The sequence below is a fragment of the Nocardiopsis lambiniae genome (assembly GCF_031845465.1).
Classification (GTDB): domain Bacteria; phylum Actinomycetota; class Actinomycetes; order Streptosporangiales; family Streptosporangiaceae; genus Nocardiopsis; species Nocardiopsis lambiniae.
Map to the genome: position 1 here is coordinate 1 of NZ_JAVREP010000020.1, position 18,540 is coordinate 18,540.

Here is an 18,540-nt window from a genome sequence, read left to right on the forward strand (position 1 = left end):
CCCCTGGCCCGGTCCACCCGACTGCACCACCGACTGACCCCCGAACGCTCCCGCTCACTGGCCGACCGCGCGCGGGCCGCCGGGGTGACCCCGGCCTCGGCGCTGGCCACCGCGTTCGCGGAGGTGCTCGGCGCCTGGAGCGCCACCCCCTCCTTCACCCTCAACCTGCCCCTCTTCGACCGTGCGCCCCTGCACCCCCACGTCGACCGGGTGATCGGGGACTTCAGCGGCTCGGTGCTGCTCGCCGTCGACACCGGCACCGTGACGTCCTTCACCGACCGGGCCCGCGCCCTCCAGGGGGACCTGCACGCCGCCGTCGACCACGGCGCCTACGGCGGTGTGGAGGTCCTGCGCGACCTGGCCCGACTCGACGGGGGCGCGATGACGCCCGCGCCCGTCGTCTACACCAGCGCCATCGGCCTGGGCCCGCTCTTCGGCGACACCGTCCAGCGCGCTTTCGGCGCGCCCTCCTGGATCATCTCCCAGGGCCCCCAGGTGCTGCTGGACGCCCAGGTCACCGAACTCGACGGCGGCCTGCTGCTCAATTGGGACCTGCGCGCGCACGCCTTCGCCCCGGGTACCGCCGAGGCCGCCTTCGCCGCCTACCGGGACCTCATCGACACCCTCATCGACGACGCCGAGGCCTGGAGCCGCCCCTTCCGCCCCCGGATCCCCGCGGCGGTCGACGGCACCCGTGACCGGACGGCCGCGGACCTGCCCCTCCCCGCCCCCCGCACCCTCCACGGGCACTTCTTCGACCACGCCCGTTCCACGCCCGGTGCCGTCGCCCTCGTCGGACCGGACGGGGCGGCCGTGACCTACGGCGACCTCGCCGACCGCGCCCGGCGCGTCGCCGGAGCGATCGCCGACACCCTCCCCGACGGGGGGACCGTCGCCCTGCACCTGCCCCGGGGCGTCGACCAGGTCGCCGCCCTGCTCGGCGTCCTGGCCGCGGGGTGCACCCACCTGCCCGTCGGCCGCCACCAGCCCCCCGCCCGGCGGCGCACGATCCTGGACCGGGGCGCCCCCGCGCTGCTGCTGTCGGACGACCCCGCCGTCCTGGCCGAGTCGGCCGTGCCCGCGCTGACCCCGGCCCAGGCCCTGGCGGGGACCGCGGTCGACCCCGTCGAGGTGTCCCCGGACGTGGTCGCCCACGTGCTGTTCACCTCCGGGTCGACCGGCACCCCCAAGGGGGTGGAGGTCCCCCACCGGGCCGCCGCCCACACCATCGACGTGCTCAACACCGTGCTGGGCACCGGCCCCGAGGACCGCACCCTGGCCCTCGCCGAGACCGACTTCGACATGTCGGTCTTCGACCTCTTCGCACCCCTCTCCGTCGGCGGGGCCGCCGTCCTGGTGGGCTCCGACGTGCGCAGGGACGCCGAACGGTGGGTCGAGACGGCCGCCCGGTCGGGGGTCACCGTCCTCAACTGCGTGCCCACCCTGCTCGACATGCTCCTGACCGCCGTCGAGTCGGGCCTGGCGTCCGCCCCACCGTTGCGGGCGGTCCTGCTCGGCGGTGACCGGGTGGGCGTCGACCTGCCCGCGCGGCTGCGGGCCTTCGCCCCCGCGTGTCGTCTCCTCGCCCTGGGCGGGATGACCGAGGCCGCCATCCACTCCACCCTGCTGGAGGTGGACGAGGTCGACCCCTCCTGGAACCACGTCCCGTGGGGCCGGCCCCTGCCCGGCGTGCGGTGCCGGGTCGTGGACCCCCAGGGGCGGGACCGCCCCGACCTGGTCCCCGGCGAACTGTGGGTGGGCGGTGCGGGTCTGGCCCTGGGCTACCGGGGCGCCCCCGCCACCACCGCCGACCGGTTCGTGCACGTCGACGGCCGGCGCTGGTACCGGACCGGGGACGGTGCCCGCCACCTGCCCGACGGTTCCCTGGAGTTCCTCGGACGCCTCGACCACCAGGTCAAGGTCAACGGGGTGCGGATCGAGACCGGCGAGGTCGAGGCCGCCCTGACCGCGCACCCCGGCGTCGCGTCGGCCGTGGCCCTGGCCCTGGCCGACCCGGCCCCCCTCCTGGCCGCCGCCGTCGTCCCCGCTCCCGGCGCCCCCGCCGACGGACTCCCCGAGTCGCTCGCCGCGCACCTGCGCGCACTGCTGCCCGAGAACATGGTCCCCACGACCGTGGCGGTGCTGCCCGAGATCCCGCTCACCCCCAACGGCAAACCCGACCGCCGGACCCTCGCCACCCTGCTGGCCGGGCACGCCGCCGGGTCCTCCGCCGAGGACGTCCCGCTCCGGGGCGAACGCGAGCACGAGGTGGCGCGGATCTGGTCGGAGCTGCTGGGGACAACGGACATCGGCCGCACGTCCTCCTTCTTCGCCCTGGGCGGGGACTCCCTGCTGGCCACCCGCCTGGTGGCCGCACTGCGCGCCCGCGGCTACGCCCGGGTGGGCGTCGCCGACCTGTTCGTCGCCCCCGTCCTCGCCGACTTCGCCGCCGCCCTGCCCGAGAGGGGGCACGGCGTCGCCGGGCACGTCATCGACCACGACCCCGCCACCCGGTACGAGCCCTTCCCCCCGACCGGCGTCCAACGCGCCTACCTCACCGGTCGCGACCCCGAGTTCACCCTGGGCGGGGTGGGCACCTACCACTACACCGAGTTCGACGGCTCCGACGTGGACCTGGGGCGGCTGGAACGGGCGCTGAACCGGCTCGTGGTCCGGCACGACATGCTCCGCGCGGTCTTCGACGACAACGGTGACCAGCGTGTCCTGCCCGAGGTCCCCGAGATCCGCGTTCCCGTCGTCGACGCCGACCACGACGACCCCCGGCCGGCGCTCGACGCGCTGCGCGCCTCCCTGTCCCACCGGGTGCTCGACCCCACCCGCTGGCCGCTGTTCGACATCCGGGCCGTCCGCTACACCGAGGAGGGCGTCGCGCGCGTCCGCCTGGGCGTGGGCCTGGACTACCTGGTGCTGGACGCGCTCAGCATCATGACCTTCTACACCGAGCTCGACCTGCTGTACCGCGAGCCGGACGCCCCGCTGCCGCCGGTGGAGGTGACCTTCCGGGACTACCTCACCCAGGTGCGGGACGACCCGGAACGGGAGGGAAGGGCCCTGGAGTACTGGCGGGACCGCGTGCGCGACCTCCCGCCCGCCCCCGCCCTACCGCTGGCGCTGGACCCGACCGAGGTCCGCGCGCCGCGCTTCACCCGACGCGCCGACCACCTCACCCCCGATGAGTGGACGGCCCTGACCGGCCTGGCCCGGTCCGCGGGGATCACCCCCTCGACCCTGCTCCTGGCCTGCTACGGGGAGGTGCTCGGCGCCTGGAGCGGACAGACCCGCCTCAGTCTCACCCTCACCCTGTTCAACCGCCACGATGCGCACCCGCACATCGACCGGGTCCTGGGCGACTTCACGTCCCTGTCCCTGACCTCCTACGAGCGCGCACCGGGACAGGACCCGCTGGAGGCCGCCCGCGCCCTCCAGCGCCGACTGGGCGACGACCTCGATCACCGCGAGATCTCCGCCGAACGGGTCCTGCGCGAACTGACCCGACGCGACGGCACGGCCCAGGCCGGTGTCCCGGTGGTCTTCACCGGCTCCCTCGGCGTGGGCGACGGGGTGTCCCTGGACCTGTCCCCGGAGTTCCCCGCGCGCGTCTGGGGACTGTCCCAGTCGCCCCAGGTCCACCTGGACAACCAGGTCCTCGAACGCGAGGGCGGGCTGGACGTGTACTGGGACGCGGTCGAGGAACTCTTCCGCCCCGGCGTCCTGGACGTCATGTTCGGCGCCTACCTGGACCTGTTGCGCGGTCTGGCCCGCGAAGGGGTCCGGGGATGGGCCGGGCTGGTGGCCGACCCGCTGCCCCGGGAACAGTCCCGGGTCCGCGCGTCCATGAACGACACCGACGCCCCCCGGCCCTCGGGAACGCTGCACGACGCCGTCTTCGCCGGCGCCCCGGGGCGGGCCGACACGCCCGCGCTCATCACCTCCGAGGGCGTGCTCACCCACGGCGGACTCGTCGAACGGGCCCTGAGGATCGCCGGCGGACTGGTCGGACACGGGGTGGGGCCCGGCGACACCGTCGGCGTCCACCTGCCCAAGGGCGCCGACCAGATCTGCGCCGTCCTGGGGATCCTGGCGGCGGGCGCCGCCTACGTGCCCATCGGCACGGGGCAGCCGGTCCTGCGGCGCGCGCGCATCCACGAGGCCGCGGGCACCGTCGTCACGATCGGCCGGGACGAGGCCGCCCCCCGATCCCTGGAGGTGGCCGAACTCCTCGGATCGGACCCCTTGGCCGCCCCCGTGCCGGTCGCCCCGGAACGGACCGCGTACGTGGTGTTCACCTCCGGGTCCACCGGAGAGCCCAAGGGCGTGGAGATCTCCCACGGCGCGGCCCTGAACACCGTCGTCGACATCGACGACCGCTACCGGATCGGTCCCCGTGACCGCGTCCTGGCCCTGTCCGCCCTCGACTTCGACCTGTCGGTCCACGACGTCTTCGGCCTGCTCCGCGTGGGCGGGGCCCTCGTGGTCCCCCAGGAGGAGGAGCGACGGGACGCCCGACGGTGGTTGGAGCTGTGCGTGGAGCACCGGGTGACGGTGTGGAACACCGTGCCCGCGCTGCTGGACATGCTGCTGGCCGAGGCGGAGGCCGAGGGCGCCGAACCGCCGCGCTCCCTGCGCCTGGCCCTGGTCTCCGGTGACTGGGTGGGCACCGACCTGTCCGAGCGGCTGCGCGCCGTCACCGGCGGACGCACCCACCTGGTCGCCCTGGGCGGCGCCACGGAGGCGTCCATCTGGTCCAACGCCTTCGACGGGGGACACGCGCCCCGGGGATGGCCCTCGGTGCCCTACGGCACCCCGCTGCGCAATCAGCGGTACCGGGTCGTGGACCCCCACGGCCGGGACTGTCCCGACTGGGTGCCGGGCGAGCTGTGGATCGGCGGTGCCGGAGTGGCCCGCGGGTACCGGGGCGACCCCGAGCGCACCGCGGCCAGGTTCGTCACCGTCGACGGCCGCAGGTGGTACCGCACCGGTGACCTGGGACGGTACCGCCCCGAGGGCCTGCTGGAGTTCCTCGGCCGCACCGACCGGCAGGTCAAGGTCGGCGGACACCGGCTCGAACTCGGCGAGGTCGAGGCCGCGCTCGAAGACCACCCGGCCGTGCGCCGGGCGGCGGTGGTGGCGGTGGGGGAGCGGATCTCCCGGAGGCTGACCGCCTTCGTGGTCGTCGAGGGCCGCACACCCTCCCTCGACGACCTCACCGCGCACCTCGTCCGACGGGTTCCCGCCCACGCGGTGCCCGGATCCCTCCACCTGATGGAGGCCGTCCCGCTGACCTCCAACGGCAAGGTCGACACGGCCGCGCTGGAGGCGCTGGCCCGCGCGAGGGCCGGCACCGGGGGCACACCCCTCGCCGACGAGGTGGAGGAGCGCGTCGCCCGGATCTGGGAGCGGGTGCTCGAAGCGCCGGTGACCGACCGCGAGGCCAACTTCTTCGCCCTGGGCGGCAGCAGCCTCCTGGCCATCCGCATGATCACCGCCCTGCGCCGGGAGGTGGGCGAGGGGGTGTCCACCCGGGCGTTCCTCGCCGTGCCCACCCTCGCCGCGCTCGCCGACCAGGTCCGCGCCGCCACACCCCGGGACGTGCGCACCGGCGTCATCTGAACCCCGCCCCGCCACCCCCCTTCCCGTACCCCGACCGGTCCGCCACCACCACGGACCCCGCGAGGAGAACCATCGTGCAGTCCACCCCGGCCACCCCCGACGACCTGACCTCCCTGCTCGACGCGCTCAGAGCCGACGGTGTGCACCTGTGGGCCGAGGACGGGCGCATCCACTTCCGCGCCCCCTCCGGCACCCTCACCGACGCCCAGCGCGCGACACTGCGCGATCACCGGGACCGGGTCCTGGCCCTGCTGGAGCGGGAGTCCGACGCCCCGGCCCTCGTCCCCGACCCGGCCGCCCGCCACGAGCCCTTCCCCCTGACCGACGTCCAGGGCGCCTACCTGGTCGGCCGGGGCTCGGCCTACGACCACGGCGGGGTGGCCTGCCACGCCTACGCCGAGATGGAGTTCGACGACCTCGACCCCGCCCGGCTGCGCACCGCGTGGAACGCCCTGGTGGACCGGCACGACATGCTGCGCGCCGTGGTCTCCCCCGAGGGGCACCAGGTGGTCCTGCCCAAGGCGCCGGGGGAGTCCCTGACCGTCACCGAGGTGGGGGACGCCGACCCCCGACCGCACGCCGAGCGGGCCCGGGAGCGGCTGCGCGACCTGGTGCCCGACCCCTCCGCCTGGCCGCTGGTGCGCCTGCACCTCACCCGCGGGGCGGACCTGGCGGTCCTGCACCTGTCCGTCGACCTGCTCGTCGCCGACTACACGAGCGTGCGCCTGCTCCTGGAGGAGCTGCGTCACCTGTACGAGGACCCCGACCACGTGCTCCCCGCCCTGGAGGTGACCTTCCGCGACTACGTGCTGGCGCACCGGGCGCTGCGGGACGGCTCCCGCCGGCACCGGGACCGCGCCTACTGGACGGAGCGCCTCGACGAACTGCCCCCGGCCCCCGAACTCCCCCTGGCCGAACACGCCGCCGACGCCTCGGCGCGCTTCACCCGCCTGTCCGCCGGCCTGGACGCCGCGGAGTGGACGGCGCTGTGCGATCGCGCGGCGGCACGGGGTCTGACCCCCTCCACCGTCGCCCTGGCCGCCTACGCCGAGGTGATCGCCCTGTGGTCGCGCCGGCCCGACTTCACCCTCAACCTCCCGGTGTCCCAGCGCCTGCCGCTCCACCCTGAGGTGGGCGGGGTCGTCGGTGACTTCACCGCGCTGACCCTGCTGGCGGTGCACGCCGACGACGGGACCACCTTCGCCGAGCGCGCCGCCACCCGTCAGGCCCGCCTCATCGAGGACATGGACCACTGCCTGTACTCGGGCAACGAGGTGCTGGCCGAGCTGTCCCGGCGCCGTGACGAGACGGCGGTGCTGATGCCCGTGGTCTTCACCGGCGCGTTGGGCGCGGACGACGCCCCCTCCCCCGAGGCCTGGGTCGCGCGCGAGGTCCACGGGCTCTCCCAGACCCCCCAGGTGTGGGTGGACTGCCAGGTCTCCCTCAACGGCGACGCCCCGGCCCTGCGCTGGGACGTGCGCGAAGGCGTCCTGCCCGAGGGGGTCGCCGCCGACGCCTTCCGGGCCTACCACGACCTGCTGCGCCGCCTGGCGGCCTCCGACGCCGCCTGGGACGCGGCGGACCCGGTCCCGCTCCCCGCCGAGCAGCTCTTCGTGCGCGCCCGGGTCAACTCCACGGAGGGCCCGCTGCCCGACGCCCTGCTCCACGAGAACGCCCTCGCCCGGGCACTGGAGTCCCCGGCCGCGCCGGCCGTCCTCACCGGGGACGGCGCGCTCACCCGCGGGGAGCTGTGGGGCCGTGTCACCGGGGTCGCCGACCGGCTGCGCGCGGCCGGGGCCGTCCCGGGCGACCACGTGGCCATCGTCATGGACAAGGGCGTCGAGCAGGTGGTCGCCGCCCACGCCGCCCTGCTGGTCGGCGCGGTCTACGTTCCGGTGGACACCACCCAGCCGGCCGCCCGCCGCCGCTCCATCCTGGGCGACGCCGGTGTGCGGCACGTGCTCACCCAGTCCTGGCTCGCCGAGATCGGCGACTGGGACGAGGACACCGCCGTCATCGAGGTGGACACCGCGCCCGCGGGCACGGTCCCCGCGGACCTCCCCCCGCGGCCCGTCTCCCCGGACGACCCCGCCTACGTCATCTACACCTCCGGTTCCACCGGGACGCCCAAGGGCGTGGTCATCACCCACCGTGCCGCCCTCAACACCATCGACGACGTCGACCTGCGCTTCTCGGTGGGCGAGGCGGACCGGATCCTGGGCCTGGCGGCCCTCGGGTTCGACCTGTCCGTCTACGACCTGTTCGGACCCCTGGGCCGGGGCGGCGCGCTGGTGCTCCCCGACGCCGCGCGCCGGGGCGACCCCTCCCACTGGGCCGAGCTGATCCACGAGCACGGGGTCACCCTCTGGAACTCCGTGCCCGCCCAGATGGGCATGCTCGCCGACTACCTGGCCACCGCCCCCGGGATGGCCCCCTCGACGCTGCGGGTGGCCCTGCTGTCGGGGGACTGGATCCCGCTGACCCTGCCCGAGCGGGTGCGCGCCCACACGCCGACCCTGGCGCTGTACGGCTTCGGCGGTGCCACCGAGGGCTCGATCTGGTCCATCCACCACCGCATCGACGAGGTCGACCCCACCTGGCCGAGCATCCCCTACGGCCGCCCCCTCACCAACCAGACCTTCCACGTGCTCGACGGGGGGATGCGCGACCGGCCCGACTGGGTCGCCGGAGAGCTGTACATCGGCGGCGCGGGCGTGGCGAGCGGCTACCTGGGCGACGAGGCCCGCACCGCGGAACGCTTCGTCACCCGGCCCGGCACCGGGGAGCGGCTCTACCGCACCGGCGACCTGGGGCGCTACCGGCCCGGCGGCGACATCGAGTTCCTCGGCCGTGAGGACGACCAGGTCAAGATCCGCGGGCACCGGGTCGAACCGGCCGAGATCGAGGCCGCCGTCCTGGCGCACCCGGCCGTGGCCGCCGCCGCGATCCTGGCGCCGGGCGGTCGACAGGACCGCCGCCTGGTCGGGTTCGTGGAGACGGCCGTCCACCGGCTCGGCCGCCACGCCACCGTGGAGGAGCCGGTCACGGACGCGGCCCGCACCGCCGTGGACGAGGCCGTGGCCGGTCTGGACCGCGACGACCTGGACGCCTTCCTGCGGTCGATGCGCTCCACCGCGCTGGACGCCATCACCCTCACCCTGACCGGGGCGGGACTGTTCCGGGGCGCCTCCCACACCGAGGCCGAGGTCATCGCGGCCCTGGCCGCGGACCGGCGCCACCACCGGCTCGTCCGCCGCTGGATCACGGCGCTGACGGACGCGGGCCGGCTCGCCCGGGACGGGGAGACGCTGCACGGCCTCACCGAGGTCACCCCGGACGGATACCGCAGGGCCTGGGACGAACTGGCCGGACTGGAGGCCCGGGTCGACTACGGCACCGAGGTCCTGGACTACATGCGCACCTGCGCCGAGCGGCTGCCCGAACTCCTGCGCGGCGACCTCGACGTGCGCTCCCTCCTCTTCCCCGGGGCGGCGCTGGACACCGCGGGGGCCGCCTACCGCGACAACCTCGCCATCCGCCACCTCAACGCCTCCGCGGCGGCCTCCCTGGCCGAGATCGCCCGTCGGCGCGGCGGGGGCGAGCCCCTGCGGGTCCTGGAGATCGGCGCGGGGGTGGGCGGCACCACCGAGGCCGCCGTCCACGCCCTGGCCGGTCACCGTGTCGACTACCGGTTCACCGACCTGTCGCCGTTCTTCCTCACCGAGGCCCGGGAGAGGTTCGCCGACTTCCCCTGGGTGTCCTTCGGCCTCTACGACCTGGACCGGGACCCCCGTGACCAGGGGCAGGCCCCCAACTCCTTCGACGTCATCGTCGCCGCGAACGTCCTGCACAACGCCATCGACGTCGACGCGGCCCTGGCCCGCCTCAGGGAACTGCTCGTCCCCGGCGGCCACCTGCTCTTCATCGAGACCACCATCGAGCACGACCCCGCACTGCTGGTCTCCATGGAGTTCATGGAGGGCCTCGACGGCGGCCACCGCGACGACCGGACCGAGGCCGACCAGACCTTCCTCACCCGCGAACAGTGGGACGCCGCCCTGGCCAGGGCGGGGGCCGTGCCGGCGCTGGTCCTGCCCGAGGCCGACGACCCGCTGTCCCGGACCGGTCAGACCCTGTACCTGACCCGGCTGAAGACGGACCGGGTCCCGGTCGGCGCCGAGGAGCTGATCCGGCACACCGCGGCCCGCCTTCCGGAGTACATGGTCCCCGCCCAGTGGCGGATCCTGGACGCGCTGCCGCTGACCGGCAACGGCAAGGTCGACCGCGCCGCCCTGGCCCGCGACCTGCCCGGCGAGGAGGACGCGCCCGCCGTCGAGTCCCTGTCCGCCGCACCCGCCGACGACCTGGAACGCGCCCTGGCCGACCTGTGGGCCGAACTCCTGGAGCGCGCCCGGGTCGGACGCGACGACGACTTCTTCGACATGGGCGGCGACTCCCTCCTGGTCGCCCGCATGGTGGGCCGGCTCGGCGAGGTCCTGCCCGGAACCGGGGACGACATCGAGTGGGAGGTCGTGCTCCGCCACATGCTGCGCACGCCGACCATCGCCGGACTCGCCTCCTACCTGCGCGACCTGTCCGGCCAGGTGGGAGCCGCACGGGACGGGGTCAAGGACCCGTACGTGCCGCTCAACGGCCCCGGCGCGGGGACGGTCACCGCCCTCGTGCACGCCGGTACCGGCACGCTCATCCCCTACCGCGCGCTCATCACCGAGATCCGGCGGCGCTCGGCGGGACGGGGCACCCTCGTGGGCCTTGAGCTGCCCGACGTGGCGGCCTTCCTGGAGGCCGACCCGGCCACGGTCATCAAGCGCTGGGCCGCCGACTACGCCACCGCGCTGCTGGACCGCGGCGGCGACCGCTTCCACGTCGTGGGCTACTGCCTGGGCGGACTCATCGCCACCGAGGTCGCCCGCAGCCTCACCGAGGCGGGCGCCGAGGTCGCCTCCCTCACCGCCATCAGCACGCACCGTCCGCCCTTCCGGCTGGACGACGAGCTGATCTCGGAGTACGCCTTCGCCGTCATGATGGGCATCGACCCGGTCTCGGTCGGCTTCCCCGCCGACGAGAACCGGGTGTCGGCCGCCTCCGACCTCCTCCTGGACGCCACCCCCGGCCTGCTGCCGGACGGGGCGATCGGCCGCCTGGAAGGGGAGTACGCCGATGTGGCGGCCTGCTTCCGGGCCCTGGCGGAGGTACCGCGCGAGGCCCGTGTGGCGCGCATGTGCGCGGCCGTACCGCCCTCGGCGGGCACCTACGAGCCCGAGGCCCTGGACGAGATGTTCCGCATCTTCCGCCAGAGCGTGTTCTCCATCTCCCGCTACGAGCCCGAGCCCTACGCGGGTGACATCACGTTCCTGCGGCACGGCGGCGCCTACCCCTTCCCCGGGAACAAGGAGAGCGTCACCTCCTACTGGGAGCGGCTCGTCCTGGGAGACCTGAGGATCGTGGACGTTCCGGGCGACCACTTCAGCATGCTCTCGGTGCCCTACGCGCCCGGTCTCCTCAAGCACCTGGACGAGATCACCGGTGGGGACGTGATCCGGTGACCGGGGATCTCCCCCTGATCGGGGTGGTGGGGGCCTCGGGCGCGGTCGGCGCCCCCGCCACCCGGTTCCTGCACTCCTTGGGCCGCGTCCGCCTGCGACTGGGCGGGCGCCGCCCCGGCCCGCTCACGGCCCTGGCGAAGGAGCTGGGGGCGCGGGCGCGGGTCGTCGACGCCGGCTCCCCCGACTCGCTGGCCGCCTTCTGCGCGGGCTGCGACGTGGTGCTCAACTGCGCGGGCCCCTCCTACGCCCTGGTGGACCGGGTCGCCGTGGCCGCCTTGGCCGCCGGCGCCGACTACGTGGACGTCACCGGCGACGAGCCGGTGCGCGCCGCGCTGACCGGCACCCCCGCGCTGGAGGGCCGAGTGGCGGTGGTGTCGGCCGGGCTGCTGCCCGGACTGTCGGCGCTGCTGCCCCGCACGGTGGCGGCGAGGGACGGCCTGACCCGGCTGCGCGCCCACGCCGGCGGGCTGGAACGGTGCACCGAGGCGGCGGCGGGCGACCTGCTGCTGTCCCTGCCCGGCGCGGCCGACGAGACGGCCGTGTTCGGCACCCCGCTCGCCGCCTGGCACCGGGGGCGGTTGGCGCCGCGGGCCCTGCGCGTCGCCGACGCCGTGCAGGTGCCGCACTTCTCCGCCCCCGGGTTCGTCCAGCCCTTCCTGACCGGGGAGGCCCACCGGCTCGCCGCCGACCTGGGTCTGACCGAGCTGGAGTGGTACAACGTCCACCTCGGCGAGCGGTCGCGGGCGCTGCTGTCCTCGATGGCCGGCCGCCCCGTGGCCGACCTGCCCGGCGCGGTCGCGGCACTGCGTCGGGCGGCCGACCTCGACCTCGCCGGACGGGACCCCCACTACCTCCTCGTCATGGACCTCGTCGACGGCCGGGGAGGGGAGCGCACCCTCGTGCTGCGCACCTCCGACGGTTACCGCACCACCGGGCACGTGGGCGCCTGGACGGCCCTGGAGGTGGCCGCCGACCGGGTGCCCGCGGGCGTGCACCACGCGGCCGACGTCCTGGACCCCGAACGGGCCGTGGCGGAGCTGTTCGCCCACCCGGGGACCGGCTCCCTGCGGGAGTACCGGGACACCGCCGGCCACGGCGCCCCGGGTGTCGAGGAGGGGGTCCTGTGAACGGGCGTCCGCTGCGCACCATCGTCTGCGGGACCGGGTTCGGCCGCTTCTACACGCGGGCCCTGGAACTGCTGCCCGAGGACTTCGAGCCGGTCGGCGTCCTGGCCCGGGGCGGGGAGTTCTCCCGCGAGCACGCGCGACGGCACGGGCTGCCCCTGTACACCTCCGTCGCGGAGCTGCCCGAGGACGTGGACGCGGCCTGCGTGGTCGTGGGCTCGGCCGTCTCGGGTGGACCCGGCGCGGAGATCGCCCGGGACCTGCTCGCCCGGGGCGTCCACGTCCTCCAGGAGCACCCCGTCCACCACGACGAACTGGCGGGCCTGCTGCGGGCGGCGCGCGCGTCGGGGACGGTCTACCACCTCAACCCCTTCTACCGGCACGTCGAACCGGTGCGGCGTTTCCTGGACACGGCCCGGGAGGTGCGGCGCAGGGGCAGGGTGCTGGCCGTCGACGCGACCTCGGCCGTGCAGGTGCTGTACCCGCTGCTCGACGTGCTGGGCAGGGCACTGGGAGGGGTGCGCCCGTGGGCGCTCACCGAACCGCTGCCGGGGGACGCCGAGGTGGCGCACCTGGCCGCGACGGCCCAGCCCTACCGGGTCCTCCAGGCCACGGTGGCCGGGGTGCCGGTGACCCTGCGGGTGCAGAACCAGCTGGACCCCTCCGACGGTGACAACCACGCCCTGCTGTGGCACCGGTTGTCCCTGGCGGGGGAGGGGGGCGTGCTGGCGCTGGCCGACACCCACGGCCCGGTCCTGTGGCATCCCCGGCTGTACGCCCCCAGGGACGCCCACGGCCGACTGCGGTCGACCGGCCCGGGGACCGACCACCTCGACGAACCGGCCACCACCGTGCTGGAGGGCACCCTGCCGCCCTCCCACCGGGAGATCTTCGCCCGCGTGTGGCCCGAGGCCCTGGCCCGGGCGCTGCGCGACTTCGCCGCCGACGTGCGCGCGGGCACCGACCCGCTGCCGCGCGGCCAGTTCGACCTGTCCGTGTGCCGCCTGTGGCACGACGTCACCGGCCGGCTCGGCCGGCCCGAGATCATCCGACCCGAACGGCCCGACCCCTGGGGGATCGCCGATCTCCACGAGACGACGGGAAAGTCATGAAGGACACCGTGCTCAGCCCCTGGCTGCGCCGCTACCGCACCCGGCCCGGAGCGGGTGCGCGCCTGGTCTGCCTGCCCCACGCGGGGGGAGGCGCGGGCGCCTTCCGGTCATGGGCGTCCCTGCTGCCCGCCGGGGTGGAGCTGCTCTGCGTCCAGTACCCCGGCCGTGAGGACCGCTTCGGCGAGCCCCTGGTGGACGACATGGGCGAGGTCGTGTCCCGGCTGGCCGGCGAACTCGCGCCGTGGCTGGACCGCCCCTACGCCCTGTTCGGGCACAGCATGGGCTCGGCGGTCGCCTACGAGCTGGGCAGGGCCCTGCGGGACGGCGGCGCCCCCGGGCCCGAACGCCTCTTCGCCTCGGGGCGCAGGGCCCCGGCCGACGCCCCTCCCGGTCGGGTCCACCTGGCCGACGACGACGCGATCGTCTCCGAGCTGCTCCGGTTGGGCGGCACCGAGGAGGAGGTACTGGCCGACCCGGGCCTGCGGGAGGCCGTCCTGGAGCTGGTCCGCAACGACTACCGGCTCATCGAGCGCTACCGCCCCTTCCCGGGGCCGCCGCTGGACTGCCCGGTGAGCGTCTTCCTCGGGGACACCGACCCCGAGGTCGACGCGGACAACGCCCGGAAGTGGGCGGAGACCACGACCGGCCGCGTCGACGTCCAGGTGTTCCCGGGGGACCACTTCTACCTGGCGCCCCGCAGGGAGGACGTCATCGCCGCGCTCCTGCGCCGCCTGGACCCGGCGTTGCTCGCGGCCTCCTCACCGTGGCCCAGCACGCCCTGACCCTCCTCACGGACCTTGGAGCACACCATGTCGGCCATCGACTACTACTCCCCGGCCGCCGAGTTCTTCGACCTCGTCGGCCATCGTCACCTGGTCTCCAGCGCCCCGGCCCTGCGCGCCGCGCTGACCGGCCTGGACACCGCGCACGGTCCCGTCCTGGACATCGGGGCGGGAACGGGACTGGTGACCTCGACCATCGCCGAGATCCTGCCGTCGGCGCGGATCCTGTCGGCCGAGCCCTCGCCGGTGATGCGCGCCGTCCTCACCAGCCGGGTCTTCTCCGACCCCGCCCTGCGCGAACGCGTCACCGTCCTCCCCGAACCGGCCCAGGAGCTGCCCCTGCCCGACTCGCTGTCGGCGGTGGTGATCTTCGGTGTGGCGGGCCACATCCCCCGGTCCGAGCGGGTCGCCCTGTGGAGACGCCTCGCCGACCGGCTGCCCCCGGGCGGCCCCATCGTGGTGGAGCTGATGGGGGTGGAGACCCCGCGCTCCATCCCGTTCGTGCGCATGTGCCGTGAGCGCGTGGGCGAGCAGGTCTACGAGTGGTGGATCTCCGGCGAGCCCGCCGGAGAGGGCGTCATGCGCTGGCGTACCGAGTGGCGGGTCCTGCGCGACGGGGAGCGGGTCCGCACCGTCACCGACGAGTACGACTGGGAGACCTTCGGCGTCGACCGCCTCGCCGAGGAGTCCGGACTGACCGTCAAACGCCTCGTCCAGGCCGGACGCGAGGCCACACCGGAGATCGGGGTGCTGGTCAAGTGACGGAGCCGACCACGGTCGCCACCGAGCGGCCCCGGGACGCGGACACCGCCCCGCGGGAGCGCGCGCCCTCACCGCTGTCGGTGCTCCTGGAGCCCGTCAGGGGCCGGATCGTCGTCGCCGCCGTCCTGCAGGGGGCGGCCGGCGCGCTCGGCCTCGGCCCGCTCATCTGTGTCGTCGAGATCGCCGGCGTGCTCCTGGGCCCCGGCCCGGTCGACCCCGGACGCCTGTGGGTCCTGGTCGGCCTCGCCCTGACCGGCGCCGTCGCGGCCCTGGCGGCCGGCGCCGCCTCGACCCTGATCGGGCACCTGGCCGACAACGACATGCAGCTCTCGATCCGCCGATCGCTGGCCGCGCACCTGTCCCGGGTCCCCCTGGGCTGGTTCTCCGGCAAGGGGTCGGGCCGGGTCAAGAAGGCCCTGCACGACGACATCGCCGAGGTGCACTCCCTGATCGCGCACACCCTGCCCGACCTGGCCGCGGTGGTGAGCGTCCCGGTGGTCGCCCTCGTCTACCTGGCGATCGTGGACTGGCGGCTCGCCCTGGTGGCGGTGGCCCTGGTCGCGGCCGGGATCGTGCTGTTCGCCCGGGCCATGGCCGGGGGGATGGCCAAGATGGCCGAGGCCTCGCGCGCGATGAACGACATCAACGCCTCCGCCGTGGAGTTCGTCGACGGCATCCAGGTGGTCAAGCACTTCGGCGGCCACCGCAGGACGCACCGGCGCTTCCTGGACGCGGCCGACGCCTACTCCGACTTCTTCTCCTCCTGGTCCCGGGCCACCACCCCGGTGACGGTCGCCTCGTTCCTGCTGCTGTCGGCGCCGATGGTGACCGTGGGGGTGGTCGTCACCGGTGTCGCCTTCGCGGCGGCCGGCTGGACCGACCCGGTCTCCGTGGTGGCCTTCGCCCTGATCGCCCCGGCACTGTGCGCGCCCATGAACGTCATCGGCTCCCGGGTCCAGCAGATCCAGGGGGCGGGGGCCGCGGCCGGACGGGTCGCCGCACTGCTGTCCGTCCCCCGGCTGCCGGAGGGCTCCCGAGGGCGGCCCGACGACGCCCGCGTCGTCTTCGACGGGGTGCGCTTCGCCTACCCCGCCGACGGCGACGGAGAGGCGGAGGAGGTACTGCGCGGCGTCGACCTGGTCCTGGAACCGGGGACGGTCACGGCGCTCGTCGGTCCCTCCGGGGCCGGCAAGACCACCCTGGCCACCCTGCCCGCCCGCTTCCACGACCCCACCGCGGGGTCGGTCTCCATCGGCGGGGTCGACCTGCGGGAGCTGTCGACCGAGGCGCTGTACCGCACCGTCGGCTTCGTCTTCCAGGACGTGCGCCTGCTGCGCGAGTCGGTGGCCGACAACATCGCGCTCGGGCGGCCCGACGCGACCCGCGCGGACATCGAGGCCGCCGCCGGCGCGGCCCGCATCCACGAGCGGATCACCCGGCTGCCGCGCGGCTACGACACGGTCGTGGGGGAGGAGGTCGACCTCTCGGGCGGTGAGGCCCAGCGCCTGTCCATCGCCCGGGCGATCCTCGCCGACCCGCCCGTGCTGATCCTGGACGAGGCCACCGCCTCGGTGGACCCGGTCGCCGAGGCCGACATCCAGGACGCGCTCAGCGAACTCGCCCGGGGGCGCACCGTGCTGGTCATCGCCCACCGGCTCGCCACCGTCACCGGTGCCGACCGCATCGCCGTCATGGAGGACGGCCGTGTCGTGGAGTCGGGCACCCACGAGGAACTCCTCGCCTCGCGAGGACGCTACGCGGACCTGTGGCGGGCCCGCCGCGACCACCGCGCCGGACAGGGGGAAGAGGAATGATCCGCGAACTCCTCAGGGCCATGGGGCCCCGCTACGCCCGCCCGATGACGATGAGCCTGGCGCTCACCTCGTTCGTCTCCGCGTTCCAGGGGGTGCTGTTCGCCCTGCTGGTCCCGGTCCTGTCGAGGTTCCTGGGACCCGAACCGGAGACGGCCCGCCCCTGGGTCCTGGCCCTGGTCGCCGCCACCGTCCTGTACGCGGTGCTGCGGTCGGCGAGCCTCCACCTCAACTTCCGGGTCGGCGGCTCCGTCTCGCGCGCCCTGCACCACCGGATCGGCGACCACGTCGTGCGCCTGCCCCTGGGCTGGTTCACCGGGGCCCGGCTCGGTGAGCTCAACCGGATCGTCACCGACGGCGTCTCCCGGACCACCGGCCTGCCCGTGCACACCTACCCGCCGCTGGCGGACGCCGTCCTCACCCCCGTGGTGGCGGTGGCGGCCCTGTTCCTCTTCGACTGGCGGATCGCGCTGGCCTGCGCGGCCTGCCTGGTCGTCCTGTGGATGGTGTTCACCCTGTCCAACGAGGCCGTGGCGCGCGGCGACGCCGCCCGCGACGCGGTGGCCGACCAGGCCGCCGACCGGGTGCTGGAGTACGCCCGCTCCCAGTCGGTGCTCCGCGCCTTCGGGCGGGCGGAGAGCGGACGCACGGGCCTGGACCGGTCACTGGTCGCCGAACACGGCGCGGTCCGGTCGATGCTCTGGAAGGCGATCCCGGCCCTGGTCGCCTACTCCTTCACGGTCCGCCTGGCGCTCACCCTGATCCTGGTCTGCGCGCTCTACCTCGCGGTGGGCGGCACCCTGGACGGGGCGACGGCCGTGGCCCTGCTCGTCCTGGTCGTCAGGTTCGTCCACCCCCTGTCCGGGGCGGCCGAGAGCGGGGCGGCCCTGCGCATGGCCGTCAACGGCCTGGGCCGGATCAACGCCGTCCTGGACGCGCCGGTCCTGCCCGAGCCGACCGACCCCGTTCCGCCCCGGGACGCCTCGGTGGAGTTCGACGACGTCCGCTTCTCCTACGCCCCGGACGCGGACCCGGTCCTGGACGGGGTCTCCTTCCGGGCCGAGCCGGGCACCTTGACGGCGCTGGTCGGCCCCTCCGGGGCGGGCAAGACCACCGTGTCGCGCCTGCTGGCCCGTTTCCACGACGTGGACGGGGGAGCGGTGCGGATCGGCGGTGTCGACGTCCGCGAGATCGGTGGAGAGGAGCTGTCCCGGCACGTGGCCATCGTCTTCCAGGACGTGTACCTGTTCGACGCCACCATCGCCGACAACCTCCGCATCGCCGCCCCCGAGGCCACCACGGAGGACCTGGACCGGGTCGCCGCCCGCTCGGGTCTGGACCGGGTGATCGCCGAACTCCCCGACGGGTGGGACACCCGGGTGGGAGAGGGCGGTACCTCCCTGTCCGGCGGCCAGCGGCAGCGGGTGTCGATCGCCCGGGCCCTGCTCAAGGACGCGCCGATCGTCGTCCTGGACGAGGCGTCCGCCGCGTTGGACGCCGAGAACGAGGCGCTGCTCACCGAGACCGCGGTCGACCTGGCCCGGGAGCGGACCGTGCTGGTCATCGCCCACAGGCCCGCCACCGTGGCCGCCGCCGACCGGATCGTCTTCCTCGACGGCGGCCGTGTCGCCGAGCAGGGCGCCCCCGCCGAACTCCTCGCCGCGAACGGCCGCCACGCGGCCTACGTCCGGGCCCGGGAACGGGCGCTGGGGTGGCGGCTGACCGCCGACCCCGTCCGTCCCTGACCCCCC

Annotated in this window: 8 protein-coding genes; all 8 read left to right on the forward strand. The window is 75.1% G+C overall.

The window, feature by feature from the left end; all coding sequences use genetic code 11:
• Positions 1 to 5,631 (forward strand): non-ribosomal peptide synthetase (locus RM479_RS22485; RefSeq protein WP_311513743.1); only part of this gene is annotated, 5,631 nt, incomplete at its 5' end.
• A gap of 74 nt (positions 5,632 to 5,705) precedes the next feature.
• Positions 5,706 to 11,198, forward strand: coding sequence for a non-ribosomal peptide synthetase (locus tag RM479_RS22490; protein WP_311513744.1), 5,493 nt, complete (start codon positions 5,706 to 5,708; stop codon positions 11,196 to 11,198).
• A complete protein-coding gene (locus tag RM479_RS22495; RefSeq protein WP_311513745.1) occupies positions 11,195 to 12,325 on the forward strand; it encodes a saccharopine dehydrogenase NADP-binding domain-containing protein in 1,131 nt (376 codons plus the stop codon). Before RM479_RS22490 ends, RM479_RS22495 begins: the two co-directional genes overlap by 4 nt.
• Positions 12,322 to 13,434, forward strand: a complete 1,113-nt coding sequence (locus tag RM479_RS22500; protein WP_311513746.1) for a Gfo/Idh/MocA family oxidoreductase — start codon at positions 12,322 to 12,324, stop codon at positions 13,432 to 13,434. Before RM479_RS22495 ends, RM479_RS22500 begins: the two co-directional genes overlap by 4 nt.
• Positions 13,431 to 14,216, forward strand: a complete 786-nt coding sequence (locus tag RM479_RS22505; protein WP_311513747.1) for a thioesterase II family protein — start codon at positions 13,431 to 13,433, stop codon at positions 14,214 to 14,216. Before RM479_RS22500 ends, RM479_RS22505 begins: the two co-directional genes overlap by 4 nt.
• A gap of 27 nt (positions 14,217 to 14,243) precedes the next feature.
• Entirely contained in the window at positions 14,244 to 14,978 is a 735-nt protein-coding gene (locus RM479_RS22510) for a class I SAM-dependent methyltransferase (RefSeq protein WP_274810581.1), read from the forward strand.
• Entirely contained in the window at positions 14,975 to 16,792 is a 1,818-nt protein-coding gene (locus RM479_RS22515) for an ABC transporter ATP-binding protein (protein ID WP_397222894.1), read from the forward strand. The genes RM479_RS22510 and RM479_RS22515 overlap by 4 nt, the downstream gene beginning before the upstream one ends.
• Positions 16,789 to 18,534, forward strand: a complete 1,746-nt coding sequence (locus RM479_RS22520; protein ID WP_311513748.1) for an ABC transporter ATP-binding protein — start codon at positions 16,789 to 16,791, stop codon at positions 18,532 to 18,534. The genes RM479_RS22515 and RM479_RS22520 overlap by 4 nt, the downstream gene beginning before the upstream one ends.
• Positions 18,535 to 18,540: the final 6 nt, after the last annotated feature.

Excerpts from the sequence above, each read along its gene's own strand:
- RM479_RS22505 (WP_311513747.1), top strand. The coding sequence starts at position 13,431 with ATGAAGGACACCGTGCTCAGCCCCTGGCTGCGCCGCTACCGCACCCGG.
- RM479_RS22520 (WP_311513748.1), top strand. The coding sequence starts at position 16,789 with ATGATCCGCGAACTCCTCAGGGCCATGGGGCCCCGCTACGCCCGCCCG.
- RM479_RS22510 (WP_274810581.1), top strand. The coding sequence starts at position 14,244 with ATGTCGGCCATCGACTACTACTCCCCGGCCGCCGAGTTCTTCGACCTC.